General features: G+C 50.3%; 21 protein-coding genes. 8 read left to right on the top strand and 13 right to left on the bottom strand.

The features are described from left to right. Positions 1-419: 419 nt before the first annotated feature. The gene (alaA, locus tag ACLJXE_RS01395; protein WP_286629042.1) at positions 420-1637 is read left to right on the top strand and encodes an alanine transaminase AlaA; all 1218 of its coding nucleotides are present in this window, start codon (positions 420-422) and stop codon (positions 1635-1637) included. Between the two features lie 84 nt (positions 1638-1721). Then, positions 1722-2321, top strand: a complete 600-nt coding sequence (gene yfbR, locus ACLJXE_RS01390; RefSeq protein WP_135321182.1) for a 5'-deoxynucleotidase — start codon at positions 1722-1724, stop codon at positions 2319-2321. A gap of 49 nt (positions 2322-2370) precedes the next feature. Here yfbR and ACLJXE_RS01385 read toward each other — a convergent pair whose 3' ends face one another. The 4 genes from ACLJXE_RS01385 to yfbV form a co-directional block, all read right to left on the bottom strand. Further along, entirely contained in the window at positions 2371-4203 is a 1833-nt protein-coding gene (locus ACLJXE_RS01385; RefSeq protein WP_410749891.1) for an SLC13 family permease, read from the bottom strand. Between the two features lie 77 nt (positions 4204-4280). Beyond that, on the bottom strand, positions 4281-4958 hold the full coding sequence (locus ACLJXE_RS01380) for a sugar phosphatase (RefSeq protein ID WP_286629314.1): 678 nt from the start codon (positions 4956-4958) through the stop codon (positions 4281-4283). Continuing rightward, the gene (locus tag ACLJXE_RS01375; protein WP_003028086.1) at positions 4951-5445 is read right to left on the bottom strand and encodes a YfbU family protein; all 495 of its coding nucleotides are present in this window, start codon (positions 5443-5445) and stop codon (positions 4951-4953) included. Before ACLJXE_RS01375 ends, ACLJXE_RS01380 begins: the two co-directional genes overlap by 8 nt. 83 nt (positions 5446-5528) lie before the next feature. Then, the gene (gene yfbV / locus ACLJXE_RS01370) at positions 5529-5984 is read right to left on the bottom strand and encodes a terminus macrodomain insulation protein YfbV (RefSeq protein ID WP_003028087.1); all 456 of its coding nucleotides are present in this window, start codon (positions 5982-5984) and stop codon (positions 5529-5531) included. A 339-nt stretch (positions 5985-6323) separates the two neighbouring features. Between yfbV and ackA the strand changes: the two genes are divergently transcribed. Together ackA and pta are read left to right on the top strand one after the other, a co-directional pair. Next, a complete protein-coding gene (gene ackA, locus ACLJXE_RS01365; RefSeq protein ID WP_006683648.1) occupies positions 6324-7526 on the top strand; it encodes an acetate kinase in 1203 nt (400 codons plus the stop codon). A 75-nt stretch (positions 7527-7601) separates the two neighbouring features. Then, on the top strand, positions 7602-9746 hold the full coding sequence (pta, locus tag ACLJXE_RS01360) for a phosphate acetyltransferase (RefSeq protein ID WP_410749890.1): 2145 nt from the start codon (positions 7602-7604) through the stop codon (positions 9744-9746). 69 nt (positions 9747-9815) lie between these two features. On the opposite strand, the gene ACLJXE_RS01355 is transcribed toward pta, so the two are convergent. The 4 genes from ACLJXE_RS01355 to yfcF all read right to left on the bottom strand — a co-directional run bounded on the left by ACLJXE_RS01355 (position 9816) and on the right by yfcF (position 13945). Then, the gene (locus ACLJXE_RS01355) at positions 9816-11576 is read right to left on the bottom strand and encodes a hypothetical protein (protein WP_410749889.1); all 1761 of its coding nucleotides are present in this window, start codon (positions 11574-11576) and stop codon (positions 9816-9818) included. A gap of 506 nt (positions 11577-12082) precedes the next feature. Then, positions 12083-12637, bottom strand: a complete 555-nt coding sequence (yfcD, locus tag ACLJXE_RS01350) for an NUDIX hydrolase YfcD (protein WP_040230136.1) — start codon at positions 12635-12637, stop codon at positions 12083-12085. Between the two features lie 56 nt (positions 12638-12693). Continuing rightward, positions 12694-13245 (bottom strand): phosphodiesterase, encoded by a 552-nt coding sequence (gene yfcE / locus ACLJXE_RS01345; protein ID WP_410749888.1) that lies wholly within the window; start codon positions 13243-13245, stop codon positions 12694-12696. 55 nt (positions 13246-13300) lie between these two features. Next, positions 13301-13945, bottom strand: a complete 645-nt coding sequence (yfcF, locus tag ACLJXE_RS01340; RefSeq protein ID WP_410749887.1) for a glutathione transferase — start codon at positions 13943-13945, stop codon at positions 13301-13303. Between the two features lie 134 nt (positions 13946-14079). Between yfcF and yfcG the strand changes: the two genes are divergently transcribed. From yfcG to ACLJXE_RS01320, 4 genes are all read left to right on the top strand, one after another. Continuing rightward, a complete protein-coding gene (yfcG, locus tag ACLJXE_RS01335; protein ID WP_410750019.1) occupies positions 14080-14715 on the top strand; it encodes a GSH-dependent disulfide bond oxidoreductase in 636 nt (211 codons plus the stop codon). A gap of 54 nt (positions 14716-14769) precedes the next feature. Then, positions 14770-15132 (top strand): dihydroneopterin triphosphate 2'-epimerase, encoded by a 363-nt coding sequence (folX, locus tag ACLJXE_RS01330; protein WP_005129505.1) that lies wholly within the window; start codon positions 14770-14772, stop codon positions 15130-15132. 19 nt (positions 15133-15151) lie between these two features. Beyond that, positions 15152-16045, top strand: coding sequence for a TIGR01777 family oxidoreductase (locus ACLJXE_RS01325; RefSeq protein WP_286629038.1), 894 nt, complete (start codon positions 15152-15154; stop codon positions 16043-16045). A 71-nt stretch (positions 16046-16116) separates the two neighbouring features. Further along, positions 16117-16632 (top strand): GNAT family N-acetyltransferase, encoded by a 516-nt coding sequence (locus tag ACLJXE_RS01320; protein ID WP_286629037.1) that lies wholly within the window; start codon positions 16117-16119, stop codon positions 16630-16632. Positions 16633-16665: 33 nt separating this feature from the next. On the opposite strand, the gene hisP is transcribed toward ACLJXE_RS01320, so the two are convergent. The 5 genes from hisP to argT form a co-directional block, all read right to left on the bottom strand. Then, the gene (gene hisP, locus ACLJXE_RS01315) at positions 16666-17439 is read right to left on the bottom strand and encodes a histidine ABC transporter ATP-binding protein HisP (protein WP_005129511.1); all 774 of its coding nucleotides are present in this window, start codon (positions 17437-17439) and stop codon (positions 16666-16668) included. Positions 17440-17452: 13 nt separating this feature from the next. Continuing rightward, positions 17453-18160 carry a histidine ABC transporter permease HisM gene (gene hisM / locus ACLJXE_RS01310; protein ID WP_271440245.1) on the bottom strand — a complete coding sequence of 236 codons (708 nt, stop codon included), beginning with the start codon at positions 18158-18160 and terminating at the stop codon, positions 17453-17455. Further along, positions 18157-18843 carry a histidine ABC transporter permease HisQ gene (locus ACLJXE_RS01305; RefSeq protein WP_271440244.1) on the bottom strand — a complete coding sequence of 229 codons (687 nt, stop codon included), beginning with the start codon at positions 18841-18843 and terminating at the stop codon, positions 18157-18159. The genes hisM and ACLJXE_RS01305 overlap by 4 nt, the downstream gene beginning before the upstream one ends. 92 nt (positions 18844-18935) lie before the next feature. Continuing rightward, positions 18936-19718 (bottom strand): histidine ABC transporter substrate-binding protein HisJ, encoded by a 783-nt coding sequence (gene hisJ / locus ACLJXE_RS01300; protein WP_003028120.1) that lies wholly within the window; start codon positions 19716-19718, stop codon positions 18936-18938. Between the two features lie 247 nt (positions 19719-19965). Next, positions 19966-20748 carry a lysine/arginine/ornithine ABC transporter substrate-binding protein ArgT gene (argT, locus tag ACLJXE_RS01295; RefSeq protein WP_410749886.1) on the bottom strand — a complete coding sequence of 261 codons (783 nt, stop codon included), beginning with the start codon at positions 20746-20748 and terminating at the stop codon, positions 19966-19968. Positions 20749-20853: the final 105 nt, after the last annotated feature.

Genomic DNA, 20853 nt, shown 5'->3' with positions numbered 1-20853 from the left:
TAAATAATAATTAATTAAGAATGCCACCATTCATTAATTATACTTAACAATAGATTCACACCGCGCCGTTATCAGATCAGGCCGATAACAGTTTGTCAGGCTGAGACCTCAGTATTTTCGAATTGCGCAAACAGCAGATACTGCCAACCGCACACTGACTTGCACATCTCACTATTTTTAGCCAAACAAATCACCACACCCGAGTCGACATTGTGAAACATATAACCACAAAATACAAAATATTAAGATTATAATTCCACATTAGTTTAATTATTTAGTTATTAACAGTTAATTATAATCTCGCAACTTTCGAAATCTTCTACTAAAGACCCTTCAAAACTCACCGTCGGGGGAGTACATTGTTCTGTGCTGACTTCCACGGCAGGGAGTGGCATTCACAGCTAAAAAGGTCAAGATTCATGTCCCCCATTGAAAAATCCAGCAAATTAGAAAATGTCTGTTATGACATTCGTGGCCCGGTTCTGAAGGAAGCAAAGCGCCTGGAAGAAGAAGGCAATAAAGTTCTGAAACTCAACATCGGCAACCCTGCGCCATTCGGGTTTGAAGCACCAGATGAAATTCTGGTCGATGTGATCCGCAATTTGCCTACCGCACAAGGGTATTGCGATTCAAAAGGTCTTTATTCAGCCCGCAAAGCGATCATGCAGCATTACCAGGCCCGCGGGATGCGCGATGTTACCGTGGAGGACATTTATATCGGTAACGGCGTTTCTGAATTAATCGTTCAGGCGATGCAGGCATTGCTGAACAGTGGGGACGAAATGCTGGTTCCTGCGCCTGATTACCCGCTGTGGACAGCGGCAGTATCGCTCTCTGGCGGTAATGCCGTGCACTACCTGTGTGATGAATCATCAGACTGGTTCCCGGACCTTGATGATATTCGGGCAAAAATCACCCCGCGTACGCGAGGGATCGTCATCATCAACCCAAACAACCCTACCGGCGCCGTCTACTCCAAAGAGCTGCTGATGGAGATTGTTGAGATTGCTCGCCAGAACAACCTCATTATCTTTGCTGACGAGATTTACGACAAAATTCTTTATGATGACGCGGAACATCATTCTATTGCTCCACTGGCCCCGGATCTGCTGACCATCACCTTCAACGGCCTGTCAAAAACTTACCGCGTTGCGGGTTTCCGTCAGGGCTGGATGGTACTGAACGGACCGAAGAAACACGCCAAAGGGTATATCGAAGGTCTGGAAATGCTGGCCTCCATGCGTTTATGTGCCAACGTTCCGGCGCAGCATGCCATTCAAACCGCGCTGGGTGGATACCAGAGCATCAGCGAATTTATCATGCCAGGCGGACGTTTGTATGAACAGCGCAACCGGGCCTGGGAACTGCTCAATGATATTCCTGGCGTCTCTTGTGTAAAACCGCGTGGTGCGCTGTATATGTTCCCGAAAATTGATGCCAAACGCTTCAATATTCATGATGACCAGAAAATGGTACTCGATTTTCTGCTACAGGAAAAAGTCCTGCTGGTTCAGGGCACCGCATTCAACTGGCCGTGGCCGGATCACTTCCGTATCGTCACGCTACCGCGTATTGATGATATTGAAATGTCGCTGAGCAAGTTTGAGCGTTTCCTGTCCGGTTATCACCAGCTGTAATAACCTAGAGTGCTACCGAGATTTGCATCCGGTAGCACTCTCTGCGCAAAATACCTTTACTGAAGTCACTGAGTAAGGGTTGTTATGAAGCAGAGCCATTTTTTTGCCCACCTCTCCCGTCTGAAACTCATTAACCGCTGGCCGCTGATGCGCAACGTGCGCACCGAAAACGTGTCTGAACACAGTCTGCAAGTGGCGATGGTTGCGCATGCGCTGGCGGCAATCAAGAACCGAAAGTTTGGCGGCCAGGTTAACGCTGAACGCATTGCCCTGCTGGCGATGTACCACGACGCCTCCGAAGTGCTGACCGGTGACCTCCCTACCCCGGTGAAATACTTTAATTCGCAAATTGCCCAGGAATATAAAGCTATCGAGAAAATTGCCCAGCAGAAACTGGTCGATATGGTCCCTGATGAACTGCGAGATATTTTTGCGCCGTTAATTGATGAACACGCCAGCAGCGATGAAGAGAGAGCGATCGTTAAACAGGCCGATGCGCTTTGCGCCTATCTGAAATGCCTTGAGGAACTTTCAGCCGGGAATAATGAATTTAAGCTGGCGAAAACACGGCTGGAAAAAACGCTGGAGTCACGCCGCAGTGAAGAAATGGACTATTTTTTAGCCGTATTTGTACCGAGTTTCCACCTCTCGCTGGATGAAATCAGCCAGGATTCTCCTTTGTGATGTTTCGCCGGATGGCGGCTAACGCTCATCCGGCGCAGAGGTTAAAAAATCAAAACGGGAACAGCATAGGGATCATCACCACACACACCGCCATCACGATCACCGTAAATGGCACCCCAATTTTCACAAAGTCGCTAAAACTGTAGTTACCCGGCCCCAACACCAGCGTGTTGACAGGTGATGAGACTGGCGTCATAAAGGCTGCAGATGCCGCCATCGCAATGACCATCGCAAAAGGATAGGGTGAAACCCCCATCGACTTCGCCGCCGCCAGCGCAATCGGCGCCATCAGCACCGCTGTTGCAGTATTCGAGATAAATAAGCCAATGGTCGCGCACAGGACAAACAGACAACCCAGCATCATGTACGGGCCATATCCCCCACCGACGTCCATGAGTCCTTTTACGACCAGATCGACACCGCCGGTTTTTTGTAAAGCCAGCGCGAAAGGCATCATCCCGACGATCAAGATAATGCTTGGCCAGTGGATCGCCTTATAGGCGCTTTCTGCATCAATACACCGGAATTTCCCCATCAGCAGGCAGGCGATAATTGCGGCCACCGTATTGGGTATTTCATCCGTCAGCATTAACGCAACCATCAGCACCAGGCAGAAAATCGCATGCGGTGCCTGACTGTGCGCCGGAGATGCCTCACTGACTTCAACCGGCATGTTCAACACCACAAAATCGCGGCCTTTTTTCCCAAGCGCGGTGATCAGTTTCCAGTTCCCCACGACCAGAATGATATCGCCCATCAGCAACGGTTCATCCACCACCGCGCCGTCCATCGCCGAACCATCACGCTTCACCCCGACGACGTTCAGGCCATACCGCGTACGAAACGCGATTTCCCGTACCGTTTTACCGATTAATTCTGATTCAGGGATCAACGAAATCTCCGCCATCCCCACATCGAGCGCCTGTTCGGAAAAATACTCGCCGCGCAACACCATCGGCTCCAGCAATTGTTCACTGCAGAATTCGCGCAGATCGACATCAGCAGCGGACATATCAATGAGCAAAACGTCACGGGCACGGAACTCAGAGACCCCATTAACGTCCACAATCACGCGCCGAAAGCGACGCCAGCGCTCAACACCAATCACGTTCGCCCCGTAGCGCTCACGCAGCTTCAGGTCGTCAAGACGCTGGCCAATCATCGGCGAGCCGGGACGAATAGCCAGGCGGCGGGCGCGCCCCGTCAGACGGTACTCTTTGATAAGATCGCGAAAGGTCCGGCGTTTCCAGCCATCCCCCTGCTGCCCGGAGTCCTCACCCTTGAGCATAAAACGCATCAGCAACATGTAAATAATGCCGAGCACCAGAACAACCAGCCCCAACGGCGTCACACTGAAAAAACTGAAGCCGTTAAGTCCTTCGCGCAGTAACTCACTGTTGACGACCAGGTTCGGTGGTGTCGCTACCAGCGTCATCATGCCACTGATAAGCCCCGCGAAGCTAAGCGGCATCATCAGGCGTGAGGGAGAGGTTTGCATGCGCATAGATACGCTTAAAACAACAGGAATAAAAATCGCGACTACACCGGTGGAACTCATAAAGGCACCGAGCCCGGCGACGGTGATCATCAGCAAAACCAGCATCTTGACTTCACTACTGCCGGCAACCTTCACCAGCCAGGCCCCCATCACCGTTGCCACCCCGGTACGCACCAGGCCGTCCCCAATGATAAATAAGGCCGCTATCAAAATAACGTTAGGATCGCTGAAACCCGAAAAAGCCTCTGAGATGCTCAGTGTTCCACTCAGAACAAAGGCAATGATGACCAACAGAGCAACTGCATCCATACGTACTCTGCCAGTGGCAAACAAAACGACGGCAATCGCCAACAATGAGAGAACCCATATCAATTCACCGTTCACAACATATCCTTGTTAAATGAGAGGGATGGATTGAGTTTGCCATAAAAAAGCCCCAACAGTCTGGGGCTAAATCACGATCAGGTATTTCTTATAACGACCACATTCCCGTTGGGTTGCTTGGTCACGGAAATCTGTTCCAGACTGGTCAACGAAAAGTCGACCTCATCCAGACGCGGCGTGTCCGACGGCGCGTTGACCGCGATCACATGACATCCGGCAGCCAGGCCAGAGAGCACCCCAGCGGGCGCATCTTCAACCACTGCACACTCCTGCGGTGCAAGACCTAGCAGTTGAGCGCCTAACAGATATGCATCTGGCTCAGGTTTGCCTCTCTTTACCCGCTCAGCGGTGACAAACACTTCAGGTGCGGGAAGGCCTGCAACACGATGGCGTGCCCGCGCAACGGGCATCGACCCCGAGGTCACAATCGCCCATGGAATGCCCGCTTTATTGAGATGGTTGAGTAAATCAATCGCCCCCGGCAGCGCGACGATCCCAGCGGTTTCCGTGGCCTCTATTTGCTCCAGGCGCGTAAACTCCGCAGCGATCTCCGCCTCTGACTTGCCCACCATAAAGTGTCGCAGAGAGGTAATGGCCTGCTTACCGTGAATAAATCCCAGCACCTCGGCGTGATCGAGACCAAAACGATCGGCCCAGTTGCACCATGCTCGTTCTACCGCAGGTAAGGAATCGACCAGCGTCCCATCCAGATCAAACAGAAAGCCTTTGCACTGCACGCTCGCCCCCTCAGGCATTAATGATTTGGTTAATTTCATTCGCGCTCAGGTGATACTGACGCGGGCAGGAGTGCCAGACATTCAGCATGCGCTGATATTTTTCCCACATTGGGGTCTGAGCGTTGAAGCCATGTGTACCGGCATCAAAATGGGTATAACGGCCTTCCACGTTCACCATAAAACGAACGTACCCGAGGAAACGGGCTTCCGTTGCGGCATCAAAGCCAAGGAACGTCACGCGGCGTTCATCAATAGCCTGTGCATCTTTAAGATTAGTCCAGGACACGTGTAATGCGTGATACATCTCCATAATATCGATAATCGTACGACAGGTTTCTTCCGTCAGCTCACCAAACTCACGATCCAGCTCGCGCATCTGCAAGCCGTAACCGCGTTCAATAATCGTCTGCAAACGACGATAACGCTCGGCGTTGGTCGGATCGAGCATGGTCATCATTTTGTACTGGTTCGACAAAATAAGACGTTGAGCGTTGGTCATTTCCATTTGGGACTCCTGTATCACTACTACTGCGATGAAAAAAAAGAAGGCAACTTGTGCCTTCTTTTATATGCGTAATCAGGGGTCAATTACAAATCATCGAGGAAAGTTTTATCCAGTTGTTTGAAGGCGCGCTTAAGCGTGTCAGCCAACGCCTGATAATCCGGCTTCCCTTCAACCGGCGACAACGCCTGTCCGGCTTCTTGTAATTTCCCCCGAACTTCGTAGAACCAGTTGAGAATCGAAGGCGGCAGTGGTGTAACGGAACGTTTACCCAGCCACCACATGCCCTGCATTGGCAGGCTCAGCGCAAACAGCGCCGTTGCCACAGCCGGTCCCAACTGACCACCTAACGCAATTTGCCAGCATAACGTAAAGACGGCGATAGGTGGCATAAAGCGAATCGCATATCGTGTCATGCGGATCACGCGATTCTCAACAAAAACAGGCGCCAGGCGCTTTTCCATTGGCCACGTCTTTGCGTAGTGCTGTCCCCGGCGAAACAAGCTAAAAAAATTGACGGAGCGATTATCCGGTGTCGACATGGCGGTTACCTCAACTTCACATATAAAAATTAAAAAATTTGTGCAAAACAACAACTATAAGGGACATCGTTCAAAACATTTTGTCTTCGATACCCACAATCAGGTATCCTGTGTCGGCCTGTAAGGCCTTTAGTCCAAAATCATTGAGTCGTCAAATTGGCATACAGTATGCCATTGGCTGAAAAATACGCAAAATGACATAGACTCAAAGGTATTTATTCCATCGTGCCCAAAAAGACCATGGCGCATGATGTTAATCATAAACGTCGGTGTCATCATGCGCTACGCTCTATGACTCCCTGACGTTTTTTTAGCCACGTATCATAAATAGGTACTTCCATGTCGAGTAAGTTAGTACTGGTTCTGAACTGCGGTAGCTCCTCACTGAAATTTGCCATCATCGATGCAGTAAACGGTGAAGAATACCTCTCTGGTTTAGCCGAATGTTTCCATCTCCCAGAAGCACGTATCAAGTGGAAAATGGACGGCGGTAAACAAGAAGCGGCTTTAGGTGCAGGCGCCGCTCACAGTGAAGCGCTGAACTTTATCGTTAACACTATTCTGGCACAAAAACCAGAATTGTCCGCGCAATTGACTGCAATTGGTCACCGTATCGTACACGGCGGCGAAAAGTATACCAGCTCCGTGGTTATCGACGATTCCGTTATCCAGGGCATCAAAGATTCCGCTTCTTTCGCACCGCTGCACAACCCGGCTCACCTGATCGGGATCGCAGAAGCGCTGAAATCCTTCCCAAGCCTGAAAGACAAAAACGTGGCTGTGTTCGACACCGCGTTCCATCAGACTATGCCGGAAGAATCTTACCTCTACGCTCTGCCGTACAGCCTGTACAAAGAGCATGGCGTTCGTCGTTACGGCGCGCACGGTACCAGCCACTTCTTCGTGACTCAGGAAGCGGCAAAAATGCTGAACAAACCGGTTGATGAACTGAACATCATCACTTGCCACCTGGGCAACGGCGGTTCTGTTTCTGCAATCCGTAATGGTAAATGTGTTGATACCTCCATGGGTCTGACCCCGCTGGAAGGTCTGGTGATGGGTACACGTTCCGGTGACATCGACCCGGCAATTATCTTCCACCTGCACGACACCCTGGGCATGAGCGTTGACCAGATCAACAAAATGCTGACCAAAGAGTCTGGCCTGCTGGGTCTGACCGAAGTCACCAGCGACTGCCGTTATGTTGAAGACAACTACACCACCAAAGAAGACGCTAAACGTGCAATGGACGTTTACTGCCACCGTCTGGCGAAATACATCGGTTCCTACACCGCGCTGATGGATGGTCGTCTGGATGCGGTTGTCTTCACCGGTGGCATCGGTGAAAACGCAGCGATGGTTCGTGAACTGTCTCTGGGCAAACTGGGCGTTCTGGGCTTCGAAGTTGACCACGAACGTAACCTGGCCGCACGTTTCGGCAAATCTGGTTTCATCAACAAAGAAGGTACCCGTCCTGCGGTGGTTATCCCAACCAACGAAGAACTGGTTATCGCGCAAGACGCGAGCCGTCTGACTGCCTGATTTCACACCGCCAGCCTAGCTGGCGGTGCTGTTTTGTAACCCGTCGAAACCGACGGTAACGAAAGAGGATAAACCGTGTCCCGTATTATTATGCTGATCCCTACCGGAACCAGCGTCGGCCTGACCAGTGTCAGCCTTGGCGTGATCCGTGCTATGGAACGCAAAGGCGTTCGTCTGAGCGTCTTTAAGCCAATCGCTCAGCCTCGTGCCGGTGGCGATGCACCAGACCAGACTACCAGCATCGTGCGTGCTAACTCCTCTCTGCCAGCCGCTGAGCCGCTGAAGATGAGCCATGTTGAATCTCTGCTGTCCAGCAATCAGAAAGATGTGCTGATGGAAGAGATTATCGCGAACTACCACGCGAACACTAAAGATGCTGAAGTTGTACTGGTTGAAGGCCTGGTCCCAACCCGTAAGCATCAGTTCGCCCAGTCTCTGAACTACGAAATTGCGAAAACGCTGAACGCGGAAATCGTCTTCGTGATGTCTCAGGGCACCGATACTCCGGAACAGCTGAACGAGCGTATTGAACTGACTCGCAGCAGCTTTGGCGGCGCGAAAAATACCAACATCACCGGCGTTATCGTTAACAAACTGAACGCACCGGTTGATGAGCAGGGCCGTACCCGCCCGGATCTGTCCGAGATTTTCGACGACTCTTCCAAAGCGAAAGTGATCAAAGTTGATCCGGCTAAACTGCAAGAATCCAGCCCGCTGCCAGTCTTGGGCGCGGTGCCGTGGAGCTTCGATCTGATCGCAACTCGTGCAATCGATATGGCGCGTCATCTGAACGCCACCATCGTTAACGAAGGCGATATCAATACCCGTCGCGTGAAGTCTGTAACGTTCTGCGCACGCAGCATTCCGCACATGCTCGAGCACTTCCGTGCAGGTTCCCTGCTGGTAACGTCTGCCGATCGCCCTGACGTGCTGGTTGCAGCATGCCTGGCGGCCATGAACGGCGTAGAAATCGGCGCCCTGCTGCTGACTGGCGGCTACGAAATGGACGCGCGCATCAACAAACTGTGCGAACGTGCATTCGAAACGGGCCTGCCGGTATTCATGGTGAACACCAACACCTGGCAGACCTCTCTGAGCCTGCAGAGCTTCAACCTGGAAGTTCCGGTTGACGATCACGAGCGCATCGAGAAAGTTCAGGAATACGTTGCAAACTACATCAACGCTGACTGGATTGAATCTCTGACCGCGACCTCTGAGCGCAGCCGTCGTCTGTCTCCGCCAGCGTTCCGTTATCAGCTGACCGAACTGGCGCGTAAAGCCGGTAAACGTGTTGTTCTGCCAGAAGGTGACGAACCGCGTACCGTTAAAGCAGCGGCTATCTGTGCTGAACGTGGGATCGCAACCTGCGTACTGCTGGGTAACCCGGATGAGATCACCCGTGTTGCCGCGTCTCAGGGCGTTGAACTGGGCGCTGGCGTAGAAATCGTTGACCCAGATGTGGTTCGCGAAAGCTACGTTGCTCGTCTGGTCGAACTGCGTAAAAACAAAGGCATGACCGAAACCGTTGCCCGCGAACAGCTGGAAGACAACGTAGTTCTCGGTACTCTGATGCTGGAACAGGACGATGTTGACGGCCTGGTTTCCGGTGCTGTTCACACCACTGCGAACACCATTCGTCCACCGCTGCAGTTGATCAAAACCGCGCCGGGTAGCTCTCTGGTGTCTTCCGTGTTCTTCATGCTGCTGCCGGATCAGGTTTACGTTTACGGCGACTGCGCAATCAACCCGGATCCGACCGCAGAGCAGCTGGCAGAAATCGCCATTCAGTCCGCGGACTCCGCGATTGCCTTCGGTATCGAACCGCGCGTAGCAATGCTCTCCTACTCCACCGGCACCTCTGGTGCAGGTAGCGACGTAGAGAAAGTTCGCGAAGCGACCCGTCTGGCTCAGGAAAAACGCCCTGACCTGATGATCGACGGCCCGCTGCAGTACGACGCCGCCGTTATGGCTGATGTAGCAAAATCCAAAGCGCCGAACTCGCCGGTTGCAGGTCGCGCTACCGTGTTCATCTTCCCGGATCTGAACACCGGTAACACCACCTACAAAGCGGTACAGCGTTCTGCCGACCTGATCTCCATCGGGCCGATGCTTCAGGGTATGCGCAAGCCGGTGAACGACCTGTCTCGTGGCGCGCTGGTAGACGATATCGTCTACACCATCGCTCTGACCGCGATCCAGTCTTCCCAGCAACAGAAGTAATCAACGAAATATCGCATTTCGTAGTAAAACCGGCCAGTGGAAACACTGGCCGATTTTATATATGCGATATTATGCATTATTTCTGTGCCGGTGAAGGTGAAGTCGGCTAGTGAATTTATGCCCATGGCTTTGGCTTTCATCCTTAACAAGGCCAAGCGCCTTTCTGTAACCATAGATTGGACTCGACTGATCCGTTTCTCCATAAATATAGCTTTTTTCGAGAGGCACCTGTCCACACGCTGATATGGAGCGAAGTAGGTTATCTGCGTTATTTAATTCCATTTTTAATTTCTTATTACCACGAAGATCATGTGGATTTTTCAGTAACTCAGTAACTAACTTAACAGCTCCTCCAAGTTTTTCAGTAATGCCTTTTTGAACATTCGCGACTTCGCTCATCAGTTGTCCTTTACACTCTAATTCCACATTTTGCCCATCAGGAGTATTCATATTGTTGAGTAACGGCATAACTATACTTTCACAATATTTCAGAGTGTTTATCAGGTCGAGACTTATCTTATTGTTATCAACCAATTGTTGATAGAATTGTTTGAGTGTTGGAATAACTCGCTCTGTAATATTGCGTTCTAGTTCATTTTTTGCCGCACAACTCATTCCAGTCTGTTGATAGCATAAGAAATTATTCTCTATGTCTTGAATGCTATTGTTTTCATATTTAGCCGCTTCTGCAAGCGCTTGATCAACGTAAATTTCTGCGTTATTAATAGATATTTCTTTCAGATCCAAACTGTGGACTGTTTTTCTCAGTGCACTTATAGCTTCTTTTAATTTAGCTACAGCCTCCGGTTCCATCTGTTCGGCCAACGAAAGCTGCTCTTGCAGATCTCTCAATTCCTTTTTCGACTCAACCAGGGAATTCTGAATCTCCTTACGTTGCTCCTGCAACGCCGGCTTCTGTGTCTGCAGTTCCGCCATCAGTTTAGCGGAGGACCCTTTAAGCTTTTCTGACAGCATATTTGGGGATAATTTATCCTTATCATTTAAATGCGCCCCGACATCTTTATAGTAAGCGCCGAGTGTCTCATTTATATTTTCAATAGTTTTGGCAAACGCGTTGCCATACATATGTTCTGTCTCAATCATACCGTCAATTTTGGTGCCAATATAACCGACTGATTGAATTTCACTTTTTCTGGCTTCAAGTGCTTGTCGTTCTGACCTATTTAAATGCTCGTCCCCTAATTTAACATCAATTTCTTTAACTGCATCATTTATATCGCCTTTATGTTCGATAACATCCGAGCAGAGTTTTTTATTTTCAGCAATATTCTCATTAAGACTAGATACGAACCTGGGGTTATACATGACAAATGGAGTAAGCTCACCACGATAAACCTGAAAATTCTCCTGAGCCTTATAAAGCTCAGACTTATCCTCAGGGAACGCCAGGCATACCTGACCGGCCGCTGGTAAAATCGCATTTGTATTTTTTACAAATGCAATTAACTCTCCCGCTTTTGAAAAACCATCCATATTTTTCATAGCATCTACAAATGATTCATTTTTTACCTGAGAGCCCGTAGTAGCATTTATCCCTTTCTCTGCGGATATCGTACCCGGCGTTGGGGGTAGCGGTCTTGACTGTGTACTTACCCGGCCATTTCCACCCGGCGTTGGGGGTAGCGGTCTTGACTGTGTACTTACCCGACCATTTCCACCCGGTGTTGGTGGTTGCGCCGAAGAATTCTTGACAGAACCTAATGAACCCGCGATTACCTTATGCTCACCGTTTTCCCTGCTGACTTTGTCTGCATGCTGATGATGAAAACTCAGATGAAAATGTTTATTTATTATACTCCTGATACCCATTTGTTTACCTCTTATATTTGTAAATACAATATTATTCCTGTTTTTTGAAATATCTACTTGTTCGTATTATGCCGGGGAAATAAGATAGTTTATCGTCAGTCATAAATATGCTCTATGTATATAAAGCACTGAAGCCATATTTACACACTGATATTTTCCCCCGATTAAAATCAAGGAAGTCATTCAAAAACCACCGCCAACACCATACAGAAGTAAGAATATCATTCTGCTGACAAGATAATTTCAAAAAGTGCTCCTCATTAGCGCATACTTCCGTCGTAAGTTAACTATTTTTTGCTTAACTGCACAGCATCAATAAATGACTATTCTTCTCTTTTCATATGTTGGTTGGTTTTGCCAGGGGGATATCACTGTTGGCGAGGAATAGCGAGGCGGTGATTGGTGCACAGATAATGAGTTATCACTCATGAATAGCACCGGATGGCGAGGTTAAAGCTTATAACCCAGCCCCCGGAGACATCACCGGGGGGCTGGGTCAGCGGAATTTACTCCGCCTCTTCCTGCTTTTCGGCTTTCGCCCCTTCATTCTTAGCGTTGCGGGTCATCCACAGCGCCAGGGCTTTCAGTGAGTCCGGCGTAAATTCGTCGCAGCGCGCGGTAATTTCTTCCGGCGTCAACCAGCACACTTCACTAATCTCTTCTTCCTGCAGCGCAAACGGTCCGTGGGAAACACAGCTAAACAGCCCGCCCCAGACGCGACAGTTCTGGTCTTCAAAATAAAACTGACCGTGCTCGGCAAACGGGACACCCGCAATGCCCAATTCTTCTTCCGCTTCGCGACGCGCCGAGTCCAGAAGCTGCTCATCAGCCTGAACAACACCACCTGCGGTAGCATCCAGCATACCGGGCATAAAGTCCTTTGTCTCAGTGCGACGTTGAACCAGAATTTTACCCATACCATCGTGGACAACGATATACGTTGCACGGTGGCGCAAGCATTGTGCCCGCATTTGTTCCCGGCTGGATTGTGCAATGACTTCATTGTCTTCATTCACAATATCCACCCATTCAGTACTTGCCAAACGACGCTGTTCCACCATCAGGAAACCTTCTTTTTTCTAGCGCTCTTACGGCGCGTTTACGTTTGTGGGGTAAATTACGGATTAATCTCGACCTGCGCAATAATACTTTGATCATTGAGTGCCATCACGCTGAGAACATTATCATCCAGAATCCCGTAGCTTGCCGTAAATCCCCCTTTCGGGATGCTTACCGAACCTGGGTTAAACTGGTAGATATCCCCACGTCGCTCTGCCACCGGCAGATGCGTATGCCCGAAAACCAGCACATCGCCGGCGTTGAGCGGTGGTAAGTTATCCGGACCGAAAAGATGTCCGTGCGTCAGAAAGAGTCGCTGGCTGTCAGTCAGAATTTGCTGCCACGGTGCGGTTATTGGAAAATGCAGGAGCATCTGATCCACTTCGCTGTCGCAATTACCACGCACTGCAATTATCCGCGACGCCTGCTCATTCAAACGTTCGGCGACCTGTGCTGGCGCGTAACCCTCTGGCAGAGCATTACGCGGCCCATGGTTCAATACATCGCCCAGTATCACCAGCCATTGCGCGCCGCTTTGGGTAAACCGTTCAAGTACGCATTCCGTAGCCGGCAACGAACCATGAATGTCCGATGCGAACATCAGTTTCATCACTCACCCCTCGTTGAAAAATACCTTTCAATGATACTGGATTACGCCCCTACTTTCAGCAGGAACGCTTCGCTGAAAGCGCGATAAAACGTTGTACCGAAGCGCGCTGCCACTGGAAGGTGGCATACTCCGCAAGCTGTTCTGGTACATCATCGCCATTCAGAACCAATCGATTAAGCATTAGCGCTAAATCGCTGTCTGCGATACACCATTCACCAAACAAATTCTGCTTACCGTGCACCAGTAAACTGCCCGCCGTGGCAAACAATTTTTCCGCACTGGCCCTTCCTGCTTCCGTCAACGGACCTTTCTTCACGCCACCAAAAACCACATCTGTCGAACGCTCTTCCCGGATAGGCATCAGATCGCTACGGAGCCAGGCCTGAACCTGGCGGGCACGAGCCCTTTTTTGTAGATCGTGCGGATAAATGCGCTCCCATTGCGGCGGAGCGAAACGTTCTTCCAGGAACTCGGCAATCGCCGAGGATTCACTCAGTTCAAAACCGTCAATGTCCAGAACCGGTACACGACGCGTCAGCGCATACCCTTGCCATGAAGGTTGCAAGTGTTCACCACTATTGAGGTCGACAGTTTTCAGCGTAAAAGGCAGCCCTTTCTCTTGCAGAGCGACATAAACAGACAGCACATAAGGGGAGAAAAAGTTGGCATCTGACCACAGCGTAATTGCAGGTTTGCTCATAATGTCCTCTGAAGTGTATTGGCTTGCTTTCAAAATATAGAGTCTTTCTCTCGCTGTCACTTGATGAAAACTCACGCACGTCAGCAGCTTCTATACTTGTAGTGACCCGGTTCATGACAAAACGGACGCTGAAAATGATCGACCTCTACTACACTCCATCGCCAAACGGGCACAAAATCACACTGTTTCTCGAAGAGGCACAGTTAAAATACCGTCTGATTCATATCGATATCGGCAAAGGGCATCAATTTCATCCTGATTTTCTGCAAATCTCGCCGAATAATAAAATCCCGGCCATTATCGACAGCGCACCGGAAGATGGTGGAAAGCCAATTAGCCTGTTTGAATCTGGCGAGATTTTACTCTACCTGGCGGAAAAGAGCGGTAAGCTACTCAGCGGCGAATTACGCGAGCGCCACACCACGCTGCAGTGGCTCTTCTGGCAGGTTAGCGGACTTGGGCCAATGCTCGGACAACATCATCACTTCAGCCACTTCGCACCGCAGACTATCCCCTACGCCATTGAACGGTATCAGGTGGAAACCCAGCGACTGTACAACGTCATGAATAAACGCCTGGAAATATCACCCTGGCTGGGGGGCGATCATTACAGCATTGCCGACATTGCCTGCTGGCCGTGGATTAATCTCCACCAGCGCCAGCGTATCGACCTTGACAACTATCCGGCGGTCAATAACTGGTACGAACGTATCCGTACTCGTCCCGCAACAGAACGGGCGATGCAGCAAGCGCTGAGCGAGAAAAGTTAACGCGATTCGGTTCTCGTGTATCATGAAAAGGTTCATACATGGAGGAAACCTGCAATGTCACAACCTGACGCAATTATTCGTATAAAAAACCTTCGTCTGCGCACGTTTATCGGCATTAAAGAAGAAGAGATTCTGAACCGACAGGATATCGTCATCAATATTGCCATCCACTATCCAGCAGACAAAGCCCGGACCAGTGAAGATATCAACGACGCGCTGAATTATCGTACCATCACCAAGAGCATCATTTCGCACGTTGAGAGTAACCGCTTCTCATTGTTGGAAAAATTAACGCAAGATGTGCTCGATATCGCACGCGAACATCACTGGGTCACTTATGCTGAAGTGGAGATCGATAAACTTCACGCATTGCGTTACGCCGACTCCGTTTCCATGACATTGAGCTGGCAGCGCTAAACGTAACCCGGGAGGCGACATGCAGATTCTGATTACCGGCGGTACTGGCCTGATTGGACGTCATTTGATCCCCCGCCTGCTGGAACTGGGGCATCAGATTACCGTTGTAACACGTACTCCTGATAAGGCTCGTCAGATTCTGGACTCCCGGGTCACGCTATGGAAAGGGCTGGAAGAGCAGCAAAACCTCGATGGCATTGATGCTGTCATCAACCTTGCCGGAGAGCCTATCGCTGACAAACGCTGGAGCGCTGAGCAAAAAGAACGTTTGTGCCAAAGTCGCTGGGGGATCACGCAGAAGCTGGTTACGTTAATCCACGCCAGCAGTACGCCACCGTCCGTACTCATCTCCGGTTCCGCAACGGGGTACTACGGCGATCTGGGTGAAGTCGTGGTGACGGAAGAAGAACCGCCGCATAATGAATTCACCCATAAGTTGTGCGCCCAGTGGGAACAGATCGCCAGTGCTGCGCAAAACGACAGAACGCGCGTATGTTTGCTGCGTACTGGCGTTGTATTGGCCTCGACGGGCGGGATCCTCGCAAAGATGGTCCCACCGTTTCGTCTGGGGCTTGGCGGACCTATCGGCAATGGACGTCAATACCTGGCCTGGATCCATGTTGACGATATGGTCAACGGGATTATCTGGCTGCTGGATAACGATTTGCGCGGTCCCTTCAACATGGTTTCGCCATACCCGGTTCGCAATGAACAGTTTGCCCATGCGCTGGGTCATGCCCTAAACCGCCCGGCGATCCTGCGCGTTCCGGCGGCCGCCATGCGGCTGCTGATGGGCGAATCCTCGGTGCTGGTCCTCGGGGGGCAGCGCGCGTTGCCCAAGCGACTGGAGGCGGCCGGTTTTGCGTTTCGTTGGTACGATTTGGAAGAAGCGCTGGCCGATGTCATCCGATAATGTCTGATATCCCTTCACTGTTGCCATTGTGGTGGTATGGTTAAAAAACCGAATACCACAATGGCGACGTTATGGCGATAATATCAACACCCCGACTTACCCTCTCTTCGTACCAACTCGCTGACTGGCCTTTTTTCCAGCGGCTACGAGAAAATCCTGACGTCATGCGTTTCATGGGTGATATCGCCCCAACCAAAGATACTCGCCTGCTCTTCGCCAGACGCCTTTCCGCTCGACATACATTTGTTATCCGGGAGCACAACAACACGGCGCAACTGGGCGATATTGGCTTACAGATAAGCCATCTTTATCCTCAGGAAGCTGATATTGGCTATGCCATCACGCCGCGGGCGCAGGGGAAAGGTATAGCCAGTGAAGCCGTACGTGCAGTGTGTGATTATGCCTTTCAACAGGCTGGCGTAACGGCGATAAATGCCTATGTATTAGCCGGGAATACCGGGTCGATACGCATTCTGGAAAAAACAGGATTTATACGCACTCAGGTGCTCGAAAAAGCCTATGAAGTGAACGGCATAGCGCATGACGACTGGGTTTATCGTCTGGAGTACAGCGCGTTAAAGCGGTAGGCCCGGAAAGCGTAGTGCCTCCGGGCAACTCAATTACTTCAGTGATCCTTTAAGGAACTGCTGTAAACGCGGGCTTTGTGGGTTCCCGAACACCTGCTCCGGATTGCCCTCTTCTTCGATTTTTCCCTGATGCAGGAAAATAACGTGTGAGGAAACATGGCGGGCAAACCCCATTTCATGCGTCACGACCACCATGGTTTTCCCCTCTTCGGCCAGCTGTTGCATTATACGCAACACTTCACCGACAAGCTCCGGATCAAGCGCCGAGGTTGGCTCATCAAACAGCAGAACTTCGGGCTCCATCGCCAGCGCACGGGCAATGGAGACACGCTGCTGCTGACCGCCGGACAGATGAACCGGGTATTTCCCCTGCGCGCGCTCATCAATACCGACTTTGGCCAGATACTTCACCGCACGCTCGCGGGCTTCATGCTTGCTCAGCCCCAGCACCTGAATCGGTGCTTCCATGACGTTTTCCAGCACCGTCATATGACTCCACAGGTTGAAGTGCTGAAAAACCATCGTCAGCCTCGTACGTAACAGACGCAGCTGATTTTTATCTGCAACCTTCAACTGGCCGTCTTTGTCGCGCACCAGGCCAATATTCTGACCGCTAACCACAATCGTTCCGGCGCTCGGTTTTTCCAGAAAGTTAATGCAGCGCAGGAAGGTACTTTTACCCGAACCTGACGAACCAATAATGCTGATAACATCACCCGCGTTGGCCTGCAGCGATACCCCTTTCAGCACTTCATGTTCGCCGTAGTGCTTATGTAAATCGATAACGTTTAATTTATTTTCAGACATCGTGTTACTCGAATCATTTAGAGGATACATGCTGCAACCAGCGTTTTTCCGCTTTACGGAACAGACTAATCAGGACATACGAAATCATCAAATACAGTACAGCGGCAATACCGAATGCGGTAAATGGCTGGTAGGTTGCCGAGTTGATGTCACGGGCGATTTTCAACAAATCCGGCACCGTCGCGGTAAACGCCAGCGCCGTGGAATGCAGCATTAAAATGACTTCGTTGCTGTATGCCGGTAACGCAATACGCAGTGCAGAAGGCAAGATAATGCAGCGATACAGTTTAAAGGAAGAGAAACCGTAAGCTCGTGCGGCTTCAATCTCGCCATGTGGTACGGAACGGATGGCCCCGGCAAAAATCTCCGTAGTGTAGGCACAGGTATTAAGCGTCAATGCCAGTACGGTACAGTTAAGTCCGCTGCGGAAAAACGCGTTGAGGAAATCTGTCCCTTTCACAATCTCCAGCGTATACATACCGGAATAAAACACCAACAGCTGAACATACAGCGGCGTTCCACGAAAAATATAGGTGAACAACCAGATAGGAAACTGGATAAATTTATTGCTTGATACACGACCAATCGCCAAAAACAGTGCCAGAATCCCGCCCATCACCACCGATGAGATCAGCAACCACAATGTGATCGCCACGCCGGTAAAGCGATAGCCGTCAGTCCACAACAGGGATTTCCAGTACTCCTGAATAATTTCAATCACAGGTCAGCCCTCTTCACACCCACGGAGTAGCGGCGCTCAAGGTACAGCAGCACACCATTAGACACGGTGGTAAACACCAGATAGATGACCCCACACACCACGGCAAAATAGAACGGCTCCCAGGTACTTTTTCCGGCAAGCTGAGTGGCTTTCACCACGTCTTCAAGTCCAAGCAGTGACACCAGCGCCGTGGCCTTCAGAATAACCTGCCAGTTGTTGCCAATCCCCGGCAAGGCAAAGCGCATCATTGCCGGAAACATAATGCGGCGAAAAATTTGCGAACGGGTAAAACCGAATGCCGTCGCCGCTTCAATATGACCTTTTGGTACAGCCATAAACGCGCCACGGAAGGTTTCAGTAAAATAGGCTCCGTAGATAAATCCGAGCGTAATAATCCCTGCGACCATCGGATCGATATCAATCTGACTGATACCCACTGCGTCGGTAATCGTATTCAGCGCGATTTGTAATCCGTAGAAAATGAGCAGCATTAAGACGAGATCGGGAACCCCGCGGATAAGCGTGGTGTACCCTTCGAAAATAAGCTCCATTGCCCGGTTTTGCGAAAGCTTCGCTGCCGCGCCAACAAGGCCTATCATGACCGCCAGCACTACCGAGCTGAGAGCCAGCTCCAGCGTAACAATCGCGCCCTGTAAAATAACACCTGAAAAGCCATACAACATGCTGCCTGTCCTGTCGTGTGTGGTAGCTCTGGGCCTCTTTTCTCCCTCCCGCAGCGGCAGGAGGGAGCGGGCTTTATCAAAAAACGGGGGGATTAGCCGCCGTATACATCAAAATCGAAATACTTTTTCGCCAGCTTCTCGTAAGTACCGTCAGCACGCATCTCTGCAAATGCTTTATTCAGTGCTTCGCGCAGTTCATTATCGTCTTTACGCAGCCCCATACCGGTACCGACGCCGAACAGTTTCTCGTCTTTCACTGACGGGCCGCCGAATTTGTAATCTTTACCTACTGGCTGCTTCAGGAAGCCTTCGCTGGCCGCGACTTCATCCTGGAATGCGGCATCAATACGCCCGGCCGTCAGATCAGAATAGATATTGTCTTGCCCCTGATAGGAGACAATTTCAATGCCTTTTGGCGCCCAGTGTTCGTTACCGAACGTTTCCTGAGTCGTGCCCTGCAGCACACCGACACGTTTACCTTTCAGAGACTCAATGGTCGGCTGAATAGCGGAATCTTTAGCAACCACCAGACGAGAGTCTGCTGCATAAAGCTTGTCGGTAAAGGCAATCTCTTGCTGACGTTTTTCAGTAATGGAGAGCGACGACATGATGGCATCGATCTTCTTCGCTTTTAACGAAGGGATCAGCGCATCCAGCGGGTTTTCCACGAAGGTACATTGTGTATTGATGCGTTTGCAGAGCTCTTTAGCCAGATCGATATCAAAACCGACCAATTCACCCTGCGCATTTTTCGATTCAAACGGTGCATAAGTAGGATCTGTACCGATACGAATTTTTTGCGGGATGGCTGCAAATGCTGCGGTAGCACTGGAGAAAGCCAGAACCAGAGAAAGAGACAACACCAGTTTTTTCATAACTATCCTCAACAGACTGTCTTTTATAGGGGATCTTTACAGGACCAGGTGCAGTTATCGTGCCATTAATCAGGCCGACAAGGCAAAGCATTCTACCTTGTCAGCGGTATTTATTTGCATGAAAAGCGCTTAACTATGCAATCACGCCTATTAAAACCACGATAAAAGCACCAAAACAGTGCACTGAAATCATTATGCACCGTAATGGTTAACCCCTATGGTGCAGTCAATTCCCCGTTTCAGCGTATCAATCGCCGTAGACATTAAAGTTAAAATACTTACTCGCCATTTTGTCGTAAGTGCCATCTTGACGCAGTTCGCCCAGCGCTTTATCAAACGCCGCTTTCAGCTCGACATCGTCTTTGCGTAAACCGATCCCGGTCCCGTCGCCAAAGTATTTTTTATCTTTTACTGAAGGACCGGCAAAATCGAAGTCCTTACCTGCAGGTTGTTTCAGGAAGCCTTCGCTGGCTGCGACTTCGTCCTGCAATGCCGCATCCAGACGGCCCGCCGTCAGGTCAGAATAGATCAGATCCTGGTTCGCATAAGCCACAACATCCACGCCTTTGCTGCGCCAGTTATCATTGGCATAGGCTTCCTGCGTCGAACCTTGCAGTACGCCAACATGTTTACCCTTGAGTGAATCCAGAGTCGGTTGAATTGGGGAACCTTTCGCAGCGATCAGACGTGAATCTGCTGCGTAAAGTTTGTTTGAGAAAGCAATTTCTTGCTGGCGTTTCTCGGTGATGGAAAGCGAAGAGATGATGGCATCAATTTTTTTCGCTTTCAGCGACGGGATCAACGCATCAAAGTCGCTGGCGACCCAGGTACATTTGATCTGCATACGTTTACACATCTCATTTCCCAGATCGATATCAAAGCCGACAAAATCGCCTTTGGCATCTTTAGAGGAAAAAGGTGCGTACGTGGTGTCCGTACCGATACGAACTGTCTGCGGAAGTGCTGCGTAGCTGGCTGCGGTTGCACAGGCGCTTACCAGCAAAGACAAAGCAAGAACCGTCTTCTTCATACATAACCCTCAAGTGGCGTAATTTTATTATGTTTTACGTTGTGTTGTGTGTTTGCAGACTTTTTCATGCAGGTCTTATGCCATTTTCGCATCGATGAGGATATT

This window comes from Citrobacter sp. U14242 (genome assembly GCF_046555775.1).
Classification (GTDB): Bacteria; Pseudomonadota; Gammaproteobacteria; order Enterobacterales; family Enterobacteriaceae; genus Citrobacter.
The sequence above is the reverse complement of the archived record's forward strand: the minus strand, read 5'-3'. Positions and strand labels throughout refer to the sequence as shown.

What these genes read in the sequence shown, in the direction of transcription:
- alaA (WP_286629042.1), top strand. Translation starts at nt 420, where the DNA reads ATGTCCCCCATTGAAAAATCCAGCAAATTAGAAAATGTCTGTTATGAC.
- yfbR (WP_135321182.1), top strand. Translation starts at nt 1,722, where the DNA reads ATGAAGCAGAGCCATTTTTTTGCCCACCTCTCCCGTCTGAAACTCATT.
- ACLJXE_RS01380 (WP_286629314.1), bottom strand. Translation starts at nt 4,958, where the DNA reads ATGCCTGAGGGGGCGAGCGTGCAGTGCAAAGGCTTTCTGTTTGATCTG.
- ACLJXE_RS01375 (WP_003028086.1), bottom strand. Translation starts at nt 5,445, where the DNA reads ATGGAAATGACCAACGCTCAACGTCTTATTTTGTCGAACCAGTACAAA.
- yfbV (WP_003028087.1), bottom strand. Translation starts at nt 5,984, where the DNA reads ATGTCGACACCGGATAATCGCTCCGTCAATTTTTTTAGCTTGTTTCGC.
- ackA (WP_006683648.1), top strand. Translation starts at nt 6,324, where the DNA reads ATGTCGAGTAAGTTAGTACTGGTTCTGAACTGCGGTAGCTCCTCACTG.
- ACLJXE_RS01355 (WP_410749889.1), bottom strand. Translation starts at nt 11,576, where the DNA reads ATGGGTATCAGGAGTATAATAAATAAACATTTTCATCTGAGTTTTCAT.
- yfcD (WP_040230136.1), bottom strand. Translation starts at nt 12,637, where the DNA reads ATGGTGGAACAGCGTCGTTTGGCAAGTACTGAATGGGTGGATATTGTG.
- yfcE (WP_410749888.1), bottom strand. Translation starts at nt 13,245, where the DNA reads ATGAAACTGATGTTCGCATCGGACATTCATGGTTCGTTGCCGGCTACG.
- yfcF (WP_410749887.1), bottom strand. Translation starts at nt 13,945, where the DNA reads ATGAGCAAACCTGCAATTACGCTGTGGTCAGATGCCAACTTTTTCTCC.
- yfcG (WP_410750019.1), top strand. Translation starts at nt 14,080, where the DNA reads ATGATCGACCTCTACTACACTCCATCGCCAAACGGGCACAAAATCACA.
- folX (WP_005129505.1), top strand. Translation starts at nt 14,770, where the DNA reads ATGTCACAACCTGACGCAATTATTCGTATAAAAAACCTTCGTCTGCGC.
- ACLJXE_RS01325 (WP_286629038.1), top strand. Translation starts at nt 15,152, where the DNA reads ATGCAGATTCTGATTACCGGCGGTACTGGCCTGATTGGACGTCATTTG.
- ACLJXE_RS01320 (WP_286629037.1), top strand. Translation starts at nt 16,117, where the DNA reads ATGGCGATAATATCAACACCCCGACTTACCCTCTCTTCGTACCAACTC.
- hisP (WP_005129511.1), bottom strand. Translation starts at nt 17,439, where the DNA reads ATGTCTGAAAATAAATTAAACGTTATCGATTTACATAAGCACTACGGC.
- ACLJXE_RS01305 (WP_271440244.1), bottom strand. Translation starts at nt 18,843, where the DNA reads ATGTTGTATGGCTTTTCAGGTGTTATTTTACAGGGCGCGATTGTTACG.
- hisJ (WP_003028120.1), bottom strand. Translation starts at nt 19,718, where the DNA reads ATGAAAAAACTGGTGTTGTCTCTTTCTCTGGTTCTGGCTTTCTCCAGT.
- argT (WP_410749886.1), bottom strand. Translation starts at nt 20,748, where the DNA reads ATGAAGAAGACGGTTCTTGCTTTGTCTTTGCTGGTAAGCGCCTGTGCA.